The following is a 16,355-nucleotide window of genomic DNA, read 5'->3' on the forward strand; positions in this document are numbered from 1 at the left end:
CCGCGGATGAGATTCTGAACGCACGGTCCCGCATGGAGCGGGCCCACTCACCGCGTTCAGGAGCCCTTGATGAAATTCTCCAAAGCTGAAATCGAAGCCGTTATCGCGGCGTCCCCGCGCACGACGGTGCCCCTCAACAAACTGGTGCTGTCCGAAGAGCGCCAGGTGCGCCCGCAAGGCAGCACGCCCAAGCTGAGCATTGCGGAACTCGCTGCCTCGATCAAGGACAGCGGCGTGCTGCAGAACCTGATCGTCGTGAAGGGTGCACGCGGCATGTACGAGGTCTGCGCCGGCGGGCGCAGACTCGAAGCGCTGGCAGCGCTGGCGCAGGCCGATGACATCCCCGAGAACTACCCGGTGCCGGTGCTGATCGTGCCCGCAGACAAGGCGCTCATCGCCAGCCTCGCGGAGAACGTGTTTCACATCCCCATGCATCCGGCCGACGAATACGTCGCCTTCGCCAAGCTGATCGATGCGGGCAAGTCGGTCGAGGACGTGGCCGCGGCGTTCGGCGTCACGCCGCTGGTGGTGAAGCGCCGCATGAAGCTGGCTGCGGTGTCGCCGCGCCTGATGGCACAGTTTCGCGAGGGGCAGATCGGCTTGGATTGCCTGATGGTGCTGGCCTCGTGCGACGACCATGCGCGGCAGGAGCAGGTGTGGACCGGCATGCCGACATGGAACCGCCGTCCCGACTACCTGCGCCAGTTGCTGACGCAGGGCGAAATCGAATCCGACACCGATCCGGTTGCGCGCTATGTCACGCTCAAGGCCTACGAGAAGGCGGGCGGCGAGCTACGGCGCGACCTGTTCAGCGACGACGACAAGAAGGCCTACCTGCTCGACGCCGCCCTGCTGGACTCACTGGCGACCGACAAGCTGCGCAAGAAGGCCAGACAGGTCGCCGCCGAGGGCTGGAAGTGGGTCGACGTCCGGGCGCGCTATGTCTTCGAGGAGTTCGTCAAGTTCGGTGAGCTGCGCAAGACGCGGCGCACACCGGACGACGAAGAAGCGGGCGCCATGGCGGGCTTGCGGAGCCAACTCGACACCTTGCAGGCACGGATGGACGCGTTGCAGGAGCACGAGGGCGACGATGAGAACGATGACCGAGAGTTCCTCAAGCTCGAAGCCGAGGCCGAGGTGCTGGAGGCACAACTGAAGACCTTGCAAGATGCCCTGTGCGTCTGGCCACCCGAACTCATGGCCCAGGCCGGCTGCGTGGTCTTCGTGGGCAGCAGGGGCACGGCCGAGGTCAAGTACGGCTTGGTTCGGCCGGACGACCGCAGCGGCATGGCCGACGCCGCGCGGCAGGCCAGCGAAGCGGAGGGCGCGGGTGAATCCGTGGTGTCCATGCCCTCGGGCAAGACCAGACCCGTGCATTCCGAGAAGCTGACCAGGCGCCTGACGGCCCATCGCGTGGCGGCCGTGCAGGCCGAGTTGACGGCCCGCCCTGACGTGGCGCTGGCGGCACTCACGGCACAACTGGCGCAGCTGATCTTCCGTGACGATGCCCGCGGCTACCAGCGGCCGGAGACGGTCTTCGCCATCACGGCGGCAGACAGTCAGTCCGATCTGCAGGCGGCGGCCGAAGACATGCAGGGCAGCGCAGGCTGGGCCAGGGTTCAGGCCGAGCGCACGTCGTGGGCCGCTCGCCTGCCGCAGGAGATGGACCAGGTGTTCCCATGGCTGCTGACGCAGGAGCAGGCGACGGTGATTCAACTGCTGACCTTCACGGTCGCGGTGACCGTGACGGGCATTTACGGCACCGAGCCTGAGAGGCAGCGCACGGACGCGCTGGCCGCGGCCTTGGGGCTGGACATGAACAAGTGGTGGGCGGCAACCAGCGCTTCGTACTTCAGCCACGTGTCGAAGGCGCGCATTCTCGACGTGGTGACGGAAGCGGTGGATGTCAACGCGGCCAGCCCCTTGGCCGCGCTGAAGAAGGCCGACGCCGCGAGCGGCGCGGAACAGACCGTGGCGGCAACGGGCTGGCTGCCCGCATGCCTGCGCACGCGGCGGGCGGTGGAGACGTCGACCGAGGAAGCGCTTGACGATGCGCCGGAGCACGCCGCGTCCGAAGCCTTGGATGCGTAGCAGAGCGACTGCGACGACCGACATCCAGCCGCGCGCGGTACGGCCACACCGTGCGCTGTTCGGCGTCAAGGAGATCAGTCCTACGGAACGGGAGATTCTTCGTCACCGGGTGACCTTGCCGTAGGCGCGCCTCGCTTCGTTGCCGGCTGCCCACGCAGTTTCGGAAGGACGGCACCTAAATACGCCCCCGAGGCTCTGATGCGGGCGTGTCCGGCGAGGGCCGACACGGTGCGTCGAGCCGCAATGTCTACTTCCGGGTCTACAGGCCCGCCGCCACGCACCGGGGGCAGGGCGCCAGTGAGGCCCGTGTAGGTGTCCATCAGCACTTCATGGCGCAGGCCGTGTCCCGTGGCACCCCGCTCGCGCAGCGTGATGCCGAACTTTTCCATCACGTAGTCGAACCGGCGCAGGTTCCTTTTGAGGTCGCGCGTCGGATCGCCCATGTGGGCGTCCCGGCTGCTGGCCTGGTCTTGCGCGAACGCGACCGCCGCCACCCGTGCGGGGCTGTCCAGCGGGAGCCAGCGCACGCGCCCGCCTTTGCCCTTGACACGCACATACCGATCCGCCGCCGTGTCGTCTGGCGGCAAGCCGGTTTCGGCAAACGGCACGACGTGCTCGAATGGCCGGAACTGGATCGCCTCCTTGCGCCGCAGCCCGAAGGCCCGGATGAGCCGCAGGCTTGCGCCGACATGGCAATCGAAGGCGCACACATCGTTGATCAAGGCGTCGATGTCGATCCCCTGGGCCGACCAGCTCTTGTCGCGCTGGGCGTACTCGTGGCGCTGGTACTCGTCCACCACCAGGCCGTAATAGGCGGGGCTGCGCACGAAGCCGTGTTTGCCCATCCACATGCCCAGCCCGCGCAGGAAGCTCAGGTAGGTCTGGATGGTGGCCGGCGCCAGGTGATCCTGCTTCCAAACCTGCGCCATGGCGCGGATGTGCTTCTGCCCCAGGTTGCGCGGGTCGGGCATGGTCTTGAAGCCGGCCTTGAGCCGCAGGTCGCGGAAGAAGCGCCGCAGGAAGTGCGCGCGTTCGTGCCGCGTCTTGTGCGACACCGTCTTCTCCAGCGAGGTGTGCAGCGTGTTGAAGAGTTCGATCAGCACTTCGAGCACCTTCTCCGGCGATGCCTTGCCAGGTGTGTAGCGCGCCAAAATTTCCTTCGGCGACTTGCCCGCCCAACTCTGGCGGCGCGTGGGCTGGTACTGGGTGGACCGTCCCGGACTCGAAGGCTCCTGACGTCGGCGGCGGGATGTCGATGGTTGGGCTTCACGGTGATCGAGGGCGGGCATGGAAGGGCTCCAGGCTGAGACCCGCCGCCCGAACGGCGGGTTGGTTGGCAGCGACGTGGAATCCGAAGCGGTCGATCGGCAGGGCGGATTCCGTCGCCCCGGCCGGTGTGTGATCAAAGAATTCGGCGCCGCACGCGACCACGGCGTTGCGGCACCTACCCAGGCGGTTTGCCAACCGCTGCACACGCAGCGGCCAGCTCGGTCGGTCTTAAGAATGAAACGGGGTTGATCCGTCCCACCTGTGCATTTCTGCAACCGTGGGGTTGGTGATGCCCGCCGGCCTCATGGGCATGGCGGTCGGCATCGGCGGCAAGGTCAGGCCTTGCACGCGCGTGGTGGATCAGTTCTGGATTCGTAGCGCCATCGACTCGCATGGGTCCGCCCCTGACCGAATGTCCAGGGCGGTGCCGAGTCTGTGAGCGGGGGCGCGCGTGGAGCCCAACAGGGCAAACACGACCGCGCGCTGCGTGGAACGCGTGCTCAAGCGATGGCGGGAACAGCGGTGCGGCATCGGGTGCCGACCAGGGTGTCGAAGGCGGTGGCGCGTTTCAGGAACGCCCGGCGGTGAACGCCGGCAGGGCCACGGGCACATGCACTACGAAAGGGGACCTCGGGGCCGGCGCCTCGAAGGGCGATGGCTGTCCCGGCTCGAAGGCCGGGGCTTGAAGGGCAGGTAACGACTGCGACGCCTTGTGCTCCATGCGGAGCGGAGCCGGGATGGCTCTCGGGAGAACGTAGTTGACGACGGGCGCGGATGAGGGTCAAGGGCGGGCCGCCGCAAGCGCCGGGGTTTGGCAGCACTTGCGGGTGGCGCTTGAGGGGCCGGGACGCAGCCGTGAGCCGGGTTTATTGTCCCGAAGGGCTCGGGAGTGAGGCTGTGCGCGGGGTTGACAGCAGGAACTGCTGCCTCTGGCCCCGACCGGGACTTCGCATGCCTTGCCTTGGGTGCCCGCCGGTTCCGCCGGTCGTGGCCTGCCCACGGCAGCGTGCTCTTGACAGGGCAGTTTCGGGTGCGACCGTGGTTCGACACGCGGGCTGCCCCGACTCGCTTGGCCGAGCGATCTCGCCCTGCCGAGACTGCACCAGAGTCTGGTCGATCTCAGGCCGGACCTGATCGCGAAAGGCCAGGTTTTGAAGGGGCGTTCCGCGTGGATCGATCACTTCGAGCAGTCGAAGCTGGTCGCCTTGCAACCTTGCCTTGGAGCCATCCCATGGAACTGGTCGTTCGAGCGGTGGATGTCGGATTCGGCAACACCAAGTACGTCACCGGCGTCGGTGGCGGGAAGGTTGGCGACATCCGCTGCGCCAGCTTCCCGTCCCGCGCCTACCCCAGCCCCCGCGATCCGGCGAAGACGCTGGGCGCCGATGGGCGCAAGACCGTCGCCATCCCGATCAACGGCCTGTTCTACGAGGTCGGTCCGGATGTGATGCTGGCGGCCGATGCCTTTCGGGCGACGCAGATCCACGGCGACTACACCGACACGCCGCAATACCTGGCGCTCGCCCGCGGTGCTCTGCGCATGATGAAGGTCGAGACCATCGACCTGCTGGTTGTCGGCTTGCCGGTCGCGGTGTTCGCGGCGAAGAAGGCAGCGCTGGAGAAACTGATGTCCGGCCGGCACGACGTAGGCGGCGGGAAGGTGGTGACGGTGCGCAAGGCCTTGGCAATGGCCCAGCCGAACGGCGCGTTGATCGACTACGCCACGCAGAACGACAAGGTTGAAGCCATGGAGCGCGAGCAAAGCCTGGTGATCGATCCGGGCTCGCGCACGTTCGACTGGCTGGTGGCGCGCGGCATGAAGTTGTCGCACAAGCAGAGCCACTCGGTCGACCGCGGCGTGTCGAACATCCTGCAACTGATCGCCGACGACGTGAGCCAGGAGATCGGCAAGCCGTACACCAACCTGGACAACATCGACCTGGCCCTGCGCACCGGCAAGGGCCTGACGGTCTATCAGCGGACCTACAACGTGGCGCGCATGAAGCCGATGGTGGAGATCATCGCGACGGAGGCCGTGGCCGCCATGGTGCATCGCATCGGCGAGTCCTACAACGTCCAGCACGTGATCCTGGTCGGCGGCGGCGCATTTCTCTTCAAGAAGGCGGTGAAGGAAGCCTTCGCGACGCACCAGATCCTGGAGGTCAAGGATCCGATGTTCGCCAACGTCAGGGGCTATCAGATCGCCGGTACGAACTACGCCTACACCGCACTGCAGGCAACTGGCAGGACGCTGCGATCGATGCAGACCGAAGGGGGCGACTCATGACCCACGCCACAACGATGAAGGAAGAGCCCGTGCGCCTGCTGTTCGAGATGACGCGCGAGGACAACCCGCGCCTCTACGACGACCTGATCCGCTTCAACAAGGGCACCAAGCGGGTGAACCGGCTGCGGTTTCTGGCGCACGAGGGGCTGATCGCGCAGCACTGGATGGCGGCGCAGGGTGTCGCGGCAATGGGCCCGCTGATAAACCCGGCGAGCGAGCCGAGCGTCAGCTCGTCGGTCGCCCGTCACACCAACCAGGTCTTCGAGGCGCCGCCGGTCGGGGAGGGGTAGATGAAGAAGCATGCCAACCGACCTCTTGATGCGGTCAGCGCGTCCGAACTGGCGGAGATGGGGGTGTGCGAGCGAAGAGTGTTGCTGGCACATCGCCACGGCACGCGGCGGACGTCGGCGCAACGACGGGCAATGCGGCGAGGCCTGCGTGCGCACGAACGGTTTCATCGCGACGGGCTTGCTGCAAAAGAGGGAGCGAGTCGCCGGCGCCGCCCCACGTTTGCTTCGTTCGGCCGGTGGTTCGTGGGGCTCTGCACGCGCATTGCACTCGCTGTGCTGTGCGGGCTTGTTGGTCGCAGACATCGGGCCCGAGAGCCAGGAGAAGGCGGATGACGACCAACTGGCCTGCTTGGGCGCTGCTGACGCTCGCCCTGGCACTCGGGATGATCGTGGCCTTGCGGCGTCGACGCGCGGAGCTAGCTGATTGCATGGAGAGGGCCAGTCGCCCTTCGGACTTGAAGGATGCGGAACTGATCTACCTGGAGAAGCGGTTCGATGTGTCGGAGCCGGTGCGGCTCTCGACCAGGCTCGATCGCGCGTATCGGATGCCGTCGGGTCCGGTCGTGCTCTTGGAGCTTAAGACCCGTAGCGTCAATCGTGTGTTCCCGTCGGATGTGATTCAGTTGTCTGCGCAGAGGCTGGCGCTCGAGCGCAATACCCGGCACTTCGTCGCACACCACGGCTATGTGGTCACCCAGACGCCGGACGGCGCGCGCGAGGAACATCGCGTTCGGCTGGTCTCTGGAGAAGCCGTGGTCGCGTTGGTCAGGCGACGTGAGGCCATTCTGGCTGGACGGATCAATCCTCGACCCGCAGCTTCGGTCGGGGTGTGCAGCACCTGCGGCTATCGATCCATCTGCCGCATCGCCAGGCAGGTAAATCGTCTCGCAATGGCCAATCGCGAAACGCTACGTCCTTTGGCGTCTCTCTTCCTGGGTCATTCGACGCATTCACGTGAGCATCCGGGTCCGTACGCCGGGCTTCAACCCTCGCCAGCCATGAATCACGAATTGATAGGACAGCTTCGGATCGCAGGCGGAAAGCGCCAAGACTAAAGCGCTGCTGCAGAAATCGACCCTTGTCTATGCCAATCTTTGGGTGGTTAGCCGTGGCGCTGCTCATGTTGCAGAGGAACATCCATGCCCCATGTTCGACGCGATATGGGAGAGACGTTGAACGCGCGTCAGCGTGTGCTCGAAGAGGTTGTTTTTCGCGGCCAGTTTCCGCGGGGTTGAAGGCGCGCTTTCCGATGTTTTCATGAGTGCACTGGATCGGGAAATGTTGTCCCCGACAGCATGAGAGGACATTAGAAATGGCTGGCGGAATAGAAAAGCTCACGGCGCTCAAGGTTGCCCGACTCTCGAAGCCGGGTCGCTACGCCGACGGCAAGGGCCTGTACCTTCAGATCACGAAGGCCTTGGTGAAAAGCTGGATCTTCCGGTACGAGCGAGACGGCAAGGAGCGCTACATGGGCTTGGGTGCCACGCATACCGTGAGCCTCGCCGAGGCGCGGGAGCAGGCGAGAGACGCACGGGTCTGTTTGGCCGGAGGCAAGGACCCGCTCGAGGTGCGCAATGCGCTCGTTGTCGCCAACAAGGTCGAACAACTGAGCAATCTCGACTTCGACCGCTGCGCGGCGGACTACATCAAGAGCCACAAGGAAGCGTGGAAGAACGAGAAGCATCAGAAGCAGTGGGAGACCTCGCTGAGCACGTATGTCTCGCCGCACATCGGGAAGCTCCACGTTCGGCGCATTGACACCCCCTTGGTCCTGAAGGTGCTGCAGCCGATCTGGAAAACGAAGACGGAGACCGCATCGCGGATCCGCGAACGGATGGAGCGCGTCTTGTCTTGGGCTGCCAAACAGGGCTATCGCGAAGGCGAGAACCCGGCTCGGTGGCATGGTCACTTGGAAGAACTGCTGCCGAAGCCGGCGAAGCTCAAGAAGGTGAGGCATCACCCGGCCTTGCCGTATCGGGAAACCGGTGCATTTTTCGACGGATTGCGGTTGCAGAAGGGCATCGGGGCCCGAGCCCTGGAACTTACTGTCCTCACCGCCTGCCGGACCGGTGAAGTGCTTGGAGCGCAGTGGACCGAGATCGACTTCAAAGCGCGTGTCTGGGTCGTTCCCCCAGAACGGATGAAGAACGGCAAGGAACATCGCATCCCGCTGGTCGATGCCGCGCTGGACATCTTGAAGAAGCTCCGCGGTCTGCACCCGGTGCTTGTCTTCCCTGGGGCCAGGGAAGACAAGATGCTGTCGAGCATGTCAATGTTGACGGTGTTGCGGCGGATGAACCGTGCGGATCTGACTGTGCACGGGTTCCGCTCGACGTTCAGGGACTGGGCGGCTGAGATGACCCAGTACCCGAAGGAACTGGCCGAGCTTTCGTTGGCGCACACCGTGGGGAACGCCGTCGAGAACGCCTACCGGCGCTCGGACCTCTTCGAGCGTCGCCGCGCGCTGATGCAGGACTGGGCGGCCTGGTGCGCAGTTGTTCAGCCGGATACCGAGGAAACCGCGGATGCCGGAGGTGAACCGGAGCTTGAAGTCACGGATGCCGCAGAGCAGGAGGGGCCTCGTAGTGCTGCCTGAGAATCGCCAGTGCAGCAGGCAACAGGGTGGCTTGGCGTGGGGCCCGACTCGCCCTGTGTGGCATCATGACGGGGGTCGGAAGTTCGACGGAGGGATGGTCCGCCCTACAGGGCTCTCCGCCCAAATCGACGACCCCCGCTACAACCCCCGGATGCGACGCGGATTTGATGGGTTTTCGTGGGACGTTAAGAAGTGGTCGCTTGCCCTGCCCGCAAAGTCCGGAGTGAAATCTTGGACGCAGTGAGACGCTGTGACGGCCTAAGGGCCCGGACGTCCACTCCGCCAAAAAATCAACGGGTTGCAACAGCGATGTTGCAACCCGTTGTGCTTTGTGGGCGCTCTATCACACCGCCCAGCGCACGCGGTGGCTCAACCAGGGCGGCTGGGGCGTGCCGCGTGCACGTGCCAACACAGCATCGCGCTCGCGTGCGGCTTCAGCTTCCGCGTCGTACTGCGCGGCGCGCTCGATGACGCTGCGCAGTGACTGTTCCACGCGCACGCCGATCTCTGCGTCGACCTCGTAGCGGCCGTCCACGCTCGGGATCTGCGCATCGCTGGCGTAGACCGCGTCGAGGATGTCGCGAGCACCCAGCGCCGACAGCACCGGCTTGAGCGCGTAGTCGAGAGCCAGCAGGTGAGCTGCGCTCCCGCCCGTGGCGAGTGGCAGCACGGTCTTGTCGCGCAGTCCGTCCTGTGGCAACAGGTCGAGGAAGCTCTTCAGCAGGCCGCTGTAGGCGGCCTTGTAGATCGGGGTGGCGACGAGGACGACCTGCGCCTCCAGCACCTTGCGGATCGCGGCCTGGATGTCGGTGTCGGCGAATTCGGCGTGCAGCAGTGCCTGGCCGGGCAGGTCGCGGACCGTGATCGTCTCTGTGGTGGTCGCGTGAGGCTGCAGCCTGGCCTGCGCCAACTGGAGCAGGGCGCCGGAGCGCGAACGCAACGAGGGACTGCGAGAATGCTGATGACTTTCATGGGGTTCTGGTTTGGTGTGCGAGAGAGAGAAGTGCAGTCGCGGAACAACCCTCGACCCTAAGCCGCGAGGTCCCGGTGGACAAGGACGCTTTGCGGCTTTGCATATGCCGGCCCGTCTGACCGTGCCACGGCGAGAAGAGGGGGAAGCCCTCCACCCGGCAGCCGTGCCGTCTCATAATGGATTCGTCATCGCTCCGAAGGAGGCAGGCATGGTCGTCGAAACGAACCCGTCTTCGATCGCATCGTCCGCGCGCATCGACCTCTTGCGCGACGTCGACGTCGCCTATTGGTGTCGCTTGCTGGACGTCGACCACGCGCAGTTGCGTCGAGCCGTCCAGCAAGTCGGTCCGCGCGCCGAGTCGGTGGTGCGCTACCTGAAGCGCGAGCTGCCGGCCTCCGGCCCCGAGTACGACCCGCCCGGCGGTTGAGCGCTCGGCGACGCTGGCGTCGGCGCGCCGAAATCGCAGTGCCTGCAGCTGGTTGAGCGCCTCACAGTCCGTGGCAGACAGCGATTCGACCAAGCTTTGGGCTTGGCGGCGAAGCTGCCCTTGCCCTGCAGCTCGATCTGCGCAAGCAGCGGTGTGCCGGGCAGGCGGACCAGGGTAGCGGGGGATCTGGCGGCGCGAGAAGCGTTCATCGGCAACTTGTCACGACGAGTTGCCGGGAGCGTCGCGGCGCCCGCTGGTGCGGCCAACCGGGCGGATCGCATATCGAACCTCGCCCTGCTCGCACATACCGGGACGACGAGCGCCGCGGATCAGCGGCGGCGCGCCGGGGTCAACGGGTCACGACGTGGCCGTCGCTCGCTGGCAGGAGTCGATGCTGCGCAACCGGTCGAACTCTCGCCGGGCCACCAGCGCCGGGTCGCTGGCGCCTTCACGCGCCTGCAGTTCATAGGCCAGATCGAGGTAGCCGTGGAAGTTGCCGCGCCCTTCGGAGAGGGCCTGACATTGCTGCGCGAAGGTTTCAGCCCAGATGATCTTTTGTACCGTCGTCATTCATGTACTCCAGGGCGGCAGCGGGGCGCCGCGCTCAGTGGTTGCTCCTGCGCCGTAAGCGTAGACGGGACCGGCTGTTCATGGGCGCAAGCGGGCCCCCCTGAAGCGAGGGCGTCGCGGGCCACGCGTGTGAAGTTCTTGCGATTCCGATGCAGTGGTCGTCGCAGCGGGAGTTGGTCGGCGAGGCCCGCCCGAGGCTTTCCACCGCTTCCGTTTCGCCGGAACTTGTGATCTCCTCGCCACAACCGCGCCATTGGGGCGACCCACAACCAGGAGACTTAACCGTGACCACCGCTGGCAACCGCCAACTGCTGCTCGCCCGCCATCCCGAAGGCCGCATCCGCGACGAAGATTTCCGCCTCGTCGACGCGCCGCTCGCGCCGCTCGCGGACGGCCAGGTGCAGGTGCGCACGATCTACCTGTCGATCGACCCGACGATGCGCGTCTGGCTGCACCCGACAGACAACTACCTGCCGATGATCCAGCCCGGCGAGGTGTTCCGCGGCATCGGCATCGGCGTGGTCGAGGCCACGCGGCACCCTGGCTTCGCACAGGGCACGCTGGTGCAGGGCCTGTTCGGCTGCCAGCAACGCGTGATCAGCGATGGCTCGGACCTGCTCGTCTTGCCGGACATCGCGCCGCTGCCGGTCACGGCTCATTTCAGCCTGCTCGGTCACATCGGCATGACGGCCTACTGCGGCCTCGTCAAAGTGGGCGCGGCGAAGGCCGGAGAGACCTTGCTGGTGTCTGGCGCCGCCGGTGCCGTGGGCGCGCTGGTCGGCCAGATCGGCCGCATCCTCGGCTGCCGCGTCGTCGGCGTGGCGGGCGGCGCCGAGAAGTGCCGCTACCTGACCGAGGTGCTGGGCTTCGATGCCGCGGTGGATTACCGCGCCGCCGACTTCGACGCGTCGCTGGCCGCAGCCTGTTCGAAGGGCATCGACGTGTACTTCGACAACGTCGGCGGGCACACCCTCGAGCTCGCTCTGGGGCAGATGAACGACTTCGGCCGCATCGTTTGCTGCGGCATGATCTCGACCTACAACGACTACGATGTGCCGGGTCCGCGCAACATCGTGCAGGTGGTGCTGAAGCGGCTGCGCATGCAGGGTTTCGTGATCCTTGATCCCGAGCACGACCCGAAGGAGGCCTACGCGCACCTGCTGCAGTGGGCCGGAGAGGGCCGCCTGCAGCATCGCGCGCATGTTGTCGAAGGCCTCGAACGCGTGCCCGATGCCATCAACATGCTGCTTGATGGCCGCAACCAGGGCAAGCTGATGGTTCGCCTGTCGGACGAGCCTGCCGCGGCATGAGGCTTGCGCTTTACTCGGACCTGCACCTGTCGGTGCAGCCGCTGGACGTGCCGTCGACGCCGGCCGACGTGGTGGTGGTGGCGGGCGACGTGTCGCGGCCCGCCGGCGCCATCGCGTGGGCTCGACAGTTTCCGCAGCCCACGCTGTTCGTTGCGGGCAACCACGAGTTCTACGGCGGCGATCTCGTGACCACGCTGCGGCAGTTGCGTGAGCAGGCGCAGGGCAGCGCGGTGCGGGTGCTGGAGCGCGACGAGTGGCACCACGGCGGCGTGCGCTTCCTCGGCTGCACGCTGTGGTCCGACTACCGCCTGTTCGCTACCGTGGTGGAGCGTGACGCCGGGGTGCGACAGGCGACCGAACTGGTGCGAGACTTCTCGCGCGTTCGCGTGGCACCGGAGTTCGACCAGCTTTTCACGCCCGCGCTGTCGCAACTGCTGTTCGACACGGCCGTCGACTGGCTGGAGGCGCGCTTCGCCGAACCGCACGACGGCCCGACGGTGGTGGTGACCCACCATGCGCCCTCGCGCGGCAGCATCGCGGACAAGTTCGCCGGCTCGCCGCTGAACGCCTGCTTCGTCTCCGACCTGGAGGCGCGCATCCTGCGCTGGCAGCCGCAGCTCTGGCTGCACGGTCATGTGCACGACAGCTTCGACTACCGGATCGGCCGGACCCGGGTGGTCGCCAATCCGCGTGGCTATGCGCCACGCGGTCAGGTAGAGAACCCGGCGTTCGATCCGGCGCTGCTGATCGAGGTCGACTGAGCCGGGCCCGTCGGCCCGGACCCTCACGCTTCCGTGGCGGTCTTGCGTCGGCCAAGCGGCAACGTGACCAACCCGGTCGTGAGCGCCGTGCCGACCAGGATGACCGCGCAGCCGATCACCATCGCCGTGGTGATGCCCTCGGCCAGGAATATCCAGCCCCACAGCACAGCGAACGCCGGAATCAGGAAGGTCACCGCGATCGTGTTGGACGGGCCGATGCGGGCGATCAGGCGGAAGAACAGCACGTAGGCCACGCCGGTGCAGGCCAGTGCCAGCAGGCCGACCGCCAGCCAGGCCGTGGCCGAGGGCGCCTGCGTGGGCCAGAACCACAGCATCGGCAGCGTGAGCACGAGCGCCGCCGACACCTGGCTGCCGGTGGCCACGGCGAGCGGCGCCACGCCGGTGAGCCGCTTCTTGGTGAAGCTGGCCGACCAGCCGTAGAGCAGGGTCGCGCCCAGGCAGGCAACGACCGCCCAGCCGGTGCTTGTGCCATCGGCGCCCGGCTTGAAGCTGGCCTTGTCCCAGGCCAGCCACAGCACGCCGCCGAAGCCGATCAGCAGGCCCAGCACGCGCGATGGCGTCAGCCGGTCCTTGAGCCACAGCCAGGCGATCAGCGCACCCCACAGCGGAGTGGTAGCGTTGAAGATCGACGACAGGCCGGCGGTGATGGCGAGCGCCGCATAGCTGTAGGCCAGGAAGGGCAGAGCCGAGTTGGCGAGTCCCACCAGGAAGATGTCGCGCCAGTGTGTACGCAGCACACCCAGCTGCCGGCGGGCGGCCAGCAGCGGCAGCAGGAACAGCGTGGCCCCCAGCACGCGCAGCCCGGCCAGCGCCACCGGGCCGAATTCGCCGGCCCCCAGGCGCATGAACAGGAAGGAGGCACCCCAGAGCGCCGCCAGCAGGCACAGCTCGAGGACGTCGGCCGGCTTCACAGCAGGGTGCCCTCAAGCCGCAGCAACGCCGCCTTGCGCTCCAGGCCACCGGCATAGCCGGTGAGGGAGCCGCTCGTGCCCAGCACGCGGTGGCAGGGCACGATCACCGCGACCGGGTTGCGGCCGATCGCCGCACCCACCGCCCGCACCGCCGACGCACGGCCGAGCTGCTGCGCGAGGCCACCGTAGCTGAGCGTGCGGCCCGCGGCGATGCCACGAAGCGCCTCCCACACCGATTGCTGGAACGGCGTGCCCTGCGGATCCAGCGCGATCGTGAAGGGTGCCGAACCGTCGCGCCAGTAGTCGGCGAGTTCATCGAGGGCCTGGACGATCCAGCGTTGGCCGGCGTCGACCGGCGCATCGATCGTGCCGGGATGGTGCTTCTGACCGTCGAACCAGAGGCCCGCGAGGCCGCGCTCGGTGGCTGCGAGTGTGATCGGGCCGAGCGGCGTGTCGGCCCGGGCCTGGGCGGCGAACGAACGAGGTGGCATGGGGCGCTTGGACGGAAAGGTCGCCGGAGATCCCGTTGAGCAGCCAGCCGGCGACGGACCCGCGATCTTAGGCTGGGCGGGCGTGACGCACTCGGCGCGAGGAAACCCGGTGACCGGCGGGCCGAAGCAGGGGGCGTCCCTACAATCCGCCGGTCTCCTCAGTCTTCTCATTCAGGACGGACCCCCGCATGCAAGTTGCAGCTTCGATCTTCAAGGCCTATGACATCCGTGGCATCGTCGGCAAGACGATCGACGAGCAGTTCGCCGAGCACCTCGGCCGTGCGTTCGGCAGCGAGGCGCGCAAGCTGGGCGAGAAGGCGGTCGCGGTCGGCAGGGACGGGCGCCTTTCCGGGCCGGGGCTGTCGGCCGCGCTGATCCGTGGCCTGGCCTCGACCGGTCTCGACGTGGTGGACCTGGGGCCGGTCACCACGCCGATGCTGTATTACGTGGCCGCCACGCGCGCAAAGCACGGCTGCCGCAGCGGCATCCAGGTCACCGGCAGCCACAACCCGAAGGACTACAACGGCTTCAAGATGGTGCTGGGCGGCCGCGCGATCTACGGCGAGGACATCCAGGGTCTGCGCCGGCGCATCGAGGCCGAGGACTACGTGAAGGGCCAGGGCCGCTCGGCCGCGATGGACATCGGCGCCGAGTACCGGCACCGCATCACCAACGACTGCAAGCTGGCCCGGCCGATGAAGATCGTGGTCGATTCCGGCAACGGCATCCCCGGCGCGTCGGCGCCCGGCATCCTGCGCGCGCTGGGCTGCGAGGTGATCGAGCTCTACTCCGAGGTCGACGGCGACTTCCCGAACCACCATCCCGATCCCTCCAAGCCGGAGAACCTGGTGGACCTGATCCGCACCGTGAAGGAGACCGGTGCCGAACTCGGCCTGGCTTTCGACGGCGACGGCGACCGCCTGGGCGTCGTGACCGCCGATGGCCAGAACATCTTCCCCGACCGGCAATTGATGCTGTACGCGCAGGACATCCTGCAGCGCCACCCCGGCGCGCCGATCATCTTCGACGTCAAGTGCTCGCAGCGCCTCGTCGCGGCGATCCGCAAGGCCGGCGGCGAGCCGGTGATGTGGAAGACCGGCCACTCGCTGATCAAGGCAAAGCTCAAGGAGAGTGGCGCACCGCTGGCCGGCGAGATGAGCGGCCACATCTTCTTCGGCGAGCGCTGGTATGGCTTCGACGATGCCACCTACACCGCGGCGCGGCTGCTGGAGATCGTGTCGCGCCACAAGGACCCGAGCAAGCTGCTCAACGCCCTGCCCACCAGCTACAGCACGCCTGAGCTGAACGTGCCCTGCGCCGAGGGCGAGCACCACGAGGTGGTGGCCCGGCTGCGCGAAGTGGCCAAGTTCCCCGGCGCCAGCGAGGTGATCACCATCGATGGCCTGCGCGCCGAGTTCAAGGATGGCTTCGGCCTGGTGCGCGCCTCCAACACCACGCCGGTGCTGGTGCTGCGTTTCGAGGGCCACACGGCGGCGGCGCTGGAGCGCATCCAGGCGCAGTTCATGGCCGCATTGCGCGCCGTGAAGCCGGACGCGCAGGTCGCCGCGGCGGCGCACTGAGCGGCGCCGTCGCCTCGCGGCCGCCATGGACGTGAAGGCCGGCTTCGCGCGCTTCGTCTACGGCAGCCTGTTGCGCGCGCTGAGCCCGGTCTACGCGCTGCGGCTGTGGTGGCGCGGGCGCGCCGAACCGCCGTACCGCCAGGCCATCGGCGAGCGCTTCGGCCGCTATGCCGGGACCGCGGTGCCCGGCGCGGTGTGGATCCATGCCGTGTCGCTCGGCGAGACCCGGGCCGCCCAGGCGCTGGTCGATGCGCTGCGCGACGAACAGCCGTCGCTGCGCCTGCTGCTCACCCACGGCACGGCGACCGGGCGCGAGGCCGGCGCCGCCCTGCTGCGCGCCGGTGACGCCCAGACCTGGCTGCCCTACGACACGCCGGGCGCGACGCGCCGCTTCCTGGCCCATTGGCGGCCGGCGGTCGGCGTGCTGATGGAAACCGAGGTGTGGCCCAACTTGATGCGCAGCGCCGCCGCCGCCGGCGTGCCTGTGCTGCTGGCCAATGCCCGCCTCAGCGAGAAGAGCCTGCGACGCGGTGCGCGCTTCGCGGTACTGCTGAGGCCGGCCTTCGCGGCGCTCGTGCGCGTGCTGGCGCAGACCGAGGCCGACGCGGCACGCCTGCGCGACGCCGGCGCACGCCGCGTCGACGTGATGGGTAACCTGAAGTTCGACGTGGATCCCGATGCCGCGCTGTGCCGGCTCGGCGAACGCTGGGCGCAGGCGAGCGGCCGGCCGCTGGTGCTGGCGGCCAGCACCCGCGAGGGCGAGGAGCCGCGCTGCTGG

General features: G+C 67.3%; 15 protein-coding genes. 10 read left to right on the forward strand and 5 right to left on the reverse strand.

Translation table 11 applies throughout. The features are described from left to right. The first annotated feature begins 69 nt into the window (after positions 1-69). Complete coding sequence (locus Y694_RS01180) at positions 70-2,091, forward strand: ParB/RepB/Spo0J family partition protein (protein WP_036229084.1); 2,022 nt, start codon at positions 70-72, stop codon at positions 2,089-2,091. Between the two features lie 80 nt (positions 2,092-2,171). Here Y694_RS01180 and Y694_RS01185 read toward each other — a convergent pair whose 3' ends face one another. After that, the gene (locus tag Y694_RS01185; protein ID WP_231497458.1) at positions 2,172-3,497 is read right to left on the reverse strand and encodes a phage integrase N-terminal domain-containing protein; all 1,326 of its coding nucleotides are present in this window, start codon (positions 3,495-3,497) and stop codon (positions 2,172-2,174) included. A gap of 1,094 nt (positions 3,498-4,591) precedes the next feature. On the opposite strand from Y694_RS01185, the gene Y694_RS01190 reads away from it, so the two are divergent. The 4 genes from Y694_RS01190 (at position 4,592) to Y694_RS01205 (ending at position 8,533) form a co-directional block, all read left to right on the forward strand. Continuing rightward, complete coding sequence (locus tag Y694_RS01190) at positions 4,592-5,647, forward strand: PRTRC system protein D (RefSeq protein ID WP_051495482.1); 1,056 nt, start codon at positions 4,592-4,594, stop codon at positions 5,645-5,647. A 29-nt stretch (positions 5,648-5,676) separates the two neighbouring features. Then, complete coding sequence (locus Y694_RS01195; protein ID WP_231497459.1) at positions 5,677-5,937, forward strand: hypothetical protein; 261 nt, start codon at positions 5,677-5,679, stop codon at positions 5,935-5,937. A gap of 329 nt (positions 5,938-6,266) precedes the next feature. After that, positions 6,267-6,992 (forward strand): PD-(D/E)XK nuclease family protein, encoded by a 726-nt coding sequence (locus Y694_RS01200; protein WP_051495483.1) that lies wholly within the window; start codon positions 6,267-6,269, stop codon positions 6,990-6,992. 257 nt (positions 6,993-7,249) lie between these two features. Further along, on the forward strand, positions 7,250-8,533 hold the full coding sequence (locus Y694_RS01205) for a site-specific integrase (protein WP_081771169.1): 1,284 nt from the start codon (positions 7,250-7,252) through the stop codon (positions 8,531-8,533). Positions 8,534-8,876: 343 nt separating this feature from the next. On the opposite strand, the gene ssuE is transcribed toward Y694_RS01205, so the two are convergent. After that, positions 8,877-9,473 carry an NADPH-dependent FMN reductase gene (gene ssuE, locus Y694_RS01210; RefSeq protein ID WP_231497460.1) on the reverse strand — a complete coding sequence of 199 codons (597 nt, stop codon included), beginning with the start codon at positions 9,471-9,473 and terminating at the stop codon, positions 8,877-8,879. A gap of 241 nt (positions 9,474-9,714) precedes the next feature. On the opposite strand from ssuE, the gene Y694_RS01215 reads away from it, so the two are divergent. Next, positions 9,715-9,933, forward strand: coding sequence for a DUF3606 domain-containing protein (locus tag Y694_RS01215; RefSeq protein ID WP_036229090.1), 219 nt, complete (start codon positions 9,715-9,717; stop codon positions 9,931-9,933). Positions 9,934-10,290: 357 nt separating this feature from the next. Here the strand turns inward: Y694_RS01215 and Y694_RS01220 are convergent, their stop codons facing one another. Then, positions 10,291-10,503: a hypothetical protein gene (locus tag Y694_RS01220; RefSeq protein ID WP_011829739.1), complete on the reverse strand. Its 213-nt coding sequence runs from the start codon at positions 10,501-10,503 to the stop codon at positions 10,291-10,293. A 284-nt stretch (positions 10,504-10,787) separates the two neighbouring features. Between Y694_RS01220 and Y694_RS01225 the strand changes: the two genes are divergently transcribed. Together Y694_RS01225 and Y694_RS01230 are read left to right on the forward strand one after the other, a co-directional pair. After that, the gene (locus Y694_RS01225; RefSeq protein WP_036229094.1) at positions 10,788-11,813 is read left to right on the forward strand and encodes an NADP-dependent oxidoreductase; all 1,026 of its coding nucleotides are present in this window, start codon (positions 10,788-10,790) and stop codon (positions 11,811-11,813) included. Further along, positions 11,810-12,574: a metallophosphoesterase gene (locus Y694_RS01230; RefSeq protein WP_036229095.1), complete on the forward strand. Its 765-nt coding sequence runs from the start codon at positions 11,810-11,812 to the stop codon at positions 12,572-12,574. Before Y694_RS01225 ends, Y694_RS01230 begins: the two co-directional genes overlap by 4 nt. 23 nt (positions 12,575-12,597) lie before the next feature. On the opposite strand, the gene Y694_RS01235 is transcribed toward Y694_RS01230, so the two are convergent. Both Y694_RS01235 and Y694_RS01240 read right to left on the reverse strand, forming a co-directional pair. Beyond that, positions 12,598-13,506: a DMT family transporter gene (locus tag Y694_RS01235; RefSeq protein WP_036229097.1), complete on the reverse strand. Its 909-nt coding sequence runs from the start codon at positions 13,504-13,506 to the stop codon at positions 12,598-12,600. Then, positions 13,503-13,997: a methylated-DNA--[protein]-cysteine S-methyltransferase gene (locus Y694_RS01240; RefSeq protein ID WP_011829735.1), complete on the reverse strand. Its 495-nt coding sequence runs from the start codon at positions 13,995-13,997 to the stop codon at positions 13,503-13,505. Before Y694_RS01240 ends, Y694_RS01235 begins: the two co-directional genes overlap by 4 nt. Before the next feature lie 188 nt (positions 13,998-14,185). Here Y694_RS01240 and Y694_RS01245 point away from each other — a divergent pair, with 188 nt between their 5' ends. Both Y694_RS01245 and Y694_RS01250 read left to right on the forward strand, forming a co-directional pair. Continuing rightward, the gene (locus Y694_RS01245; protein ID WP_011829734.1) at positions 14,186-15,577 is read left to right on the forward strand and encodes a phosphomannomutase/phosphoglucomutase; all 1,392 of its coding nucleotides are present in this window, start codon (positions 14,186-14,188) and stop codon (positions 15,575-15,577) included. Positions 15,578-15,602: 25 nt separating this feature from the next. Next, positions 15,603-16,355 (forward strand): glycosyltransferase N-terminal domain-containing protein (locus Y694_RS01250; RefSeq protein WP_036229100.1); only part of this gene is annotated, 753 nt, incomplete at its 3' end.

The organism is Methylibium sp. T29-B, from assembly GCF_000576225.1.
GTDB lineage: Bacteria > Pseudomonadota > Gammaproteobacteria > Burkholderiales > Burkholderiaceae_C > Methylibium > Methylibium petroleiphilum.

Excerpts from the sequence above, each read along its gene's own strand:
- Y694_RS01180 (WP_036229084.1), top strand. The coding sequence starts at position 70 with ATGAAATTCTCCAAAGCTGAAATCGAAGCCGTTATCGCGGCGTCCCCG.
- Y694_RS01190 (WP_051495482.1), top strand. The coding sequence starts at position 4,592 with ATGGAACTGGTCGTTCGAGCGGTGGATGTCGGATTCGGCAACACCAAG.
- Y694_RS01200 (WP_051495483.1), top strand. The coding sequence starts at position 6,267 with ATGACGACCAACTGGCCTGCTTGGGCGCTGCTGACGCTCGCCCTGGCA.
- Y694_RS01205 (WP_081771169.1), top strand. The coding sequence starts at position 7,250 with ATGGCTGGCGGAATAGAAAAGCTCACGGCGCTCAAGGTTGCCCGACTC.
- Y694_RS01215 (WP_036229090.1), top strand. The coding sequence starts at position 9,715 with ATGGTCGTCGAAACGAACCCGTCTTCGATCGCATCGTCCGCGCGCATC.
- Y694_RS01220 (WP_011829739.1), bottom strand. The coding sequence starts at position 10,503 with ATGACGACGGTACAAAAGATCATCTGGGCTGAAACCTTCGCGCAGCAA.
- Y694_RS01230 (WP_036229095.1), top strand. The coding sequence starts at position 11,810 with ATGAGGCTTGCGCTTTACTCGGACCTGCACCTGTCGGTGCAGCCGCTG.
- Y694_RS01240 (WP_011829735.1), bottom strand. The coding sequence starts at position 13,997 with ATGCCACCTCGTTCGTTCGCCGCCCAGGCCCGGGCCGACACGCCGCTC.
- Y694_RS01245 (WP_011829734.1), top strand. The coding sequence starts at position 14,186 with ATGCAAGTTGCAGCTTCGATCTTCAAGGCCTATGACATCCGTGGCATC.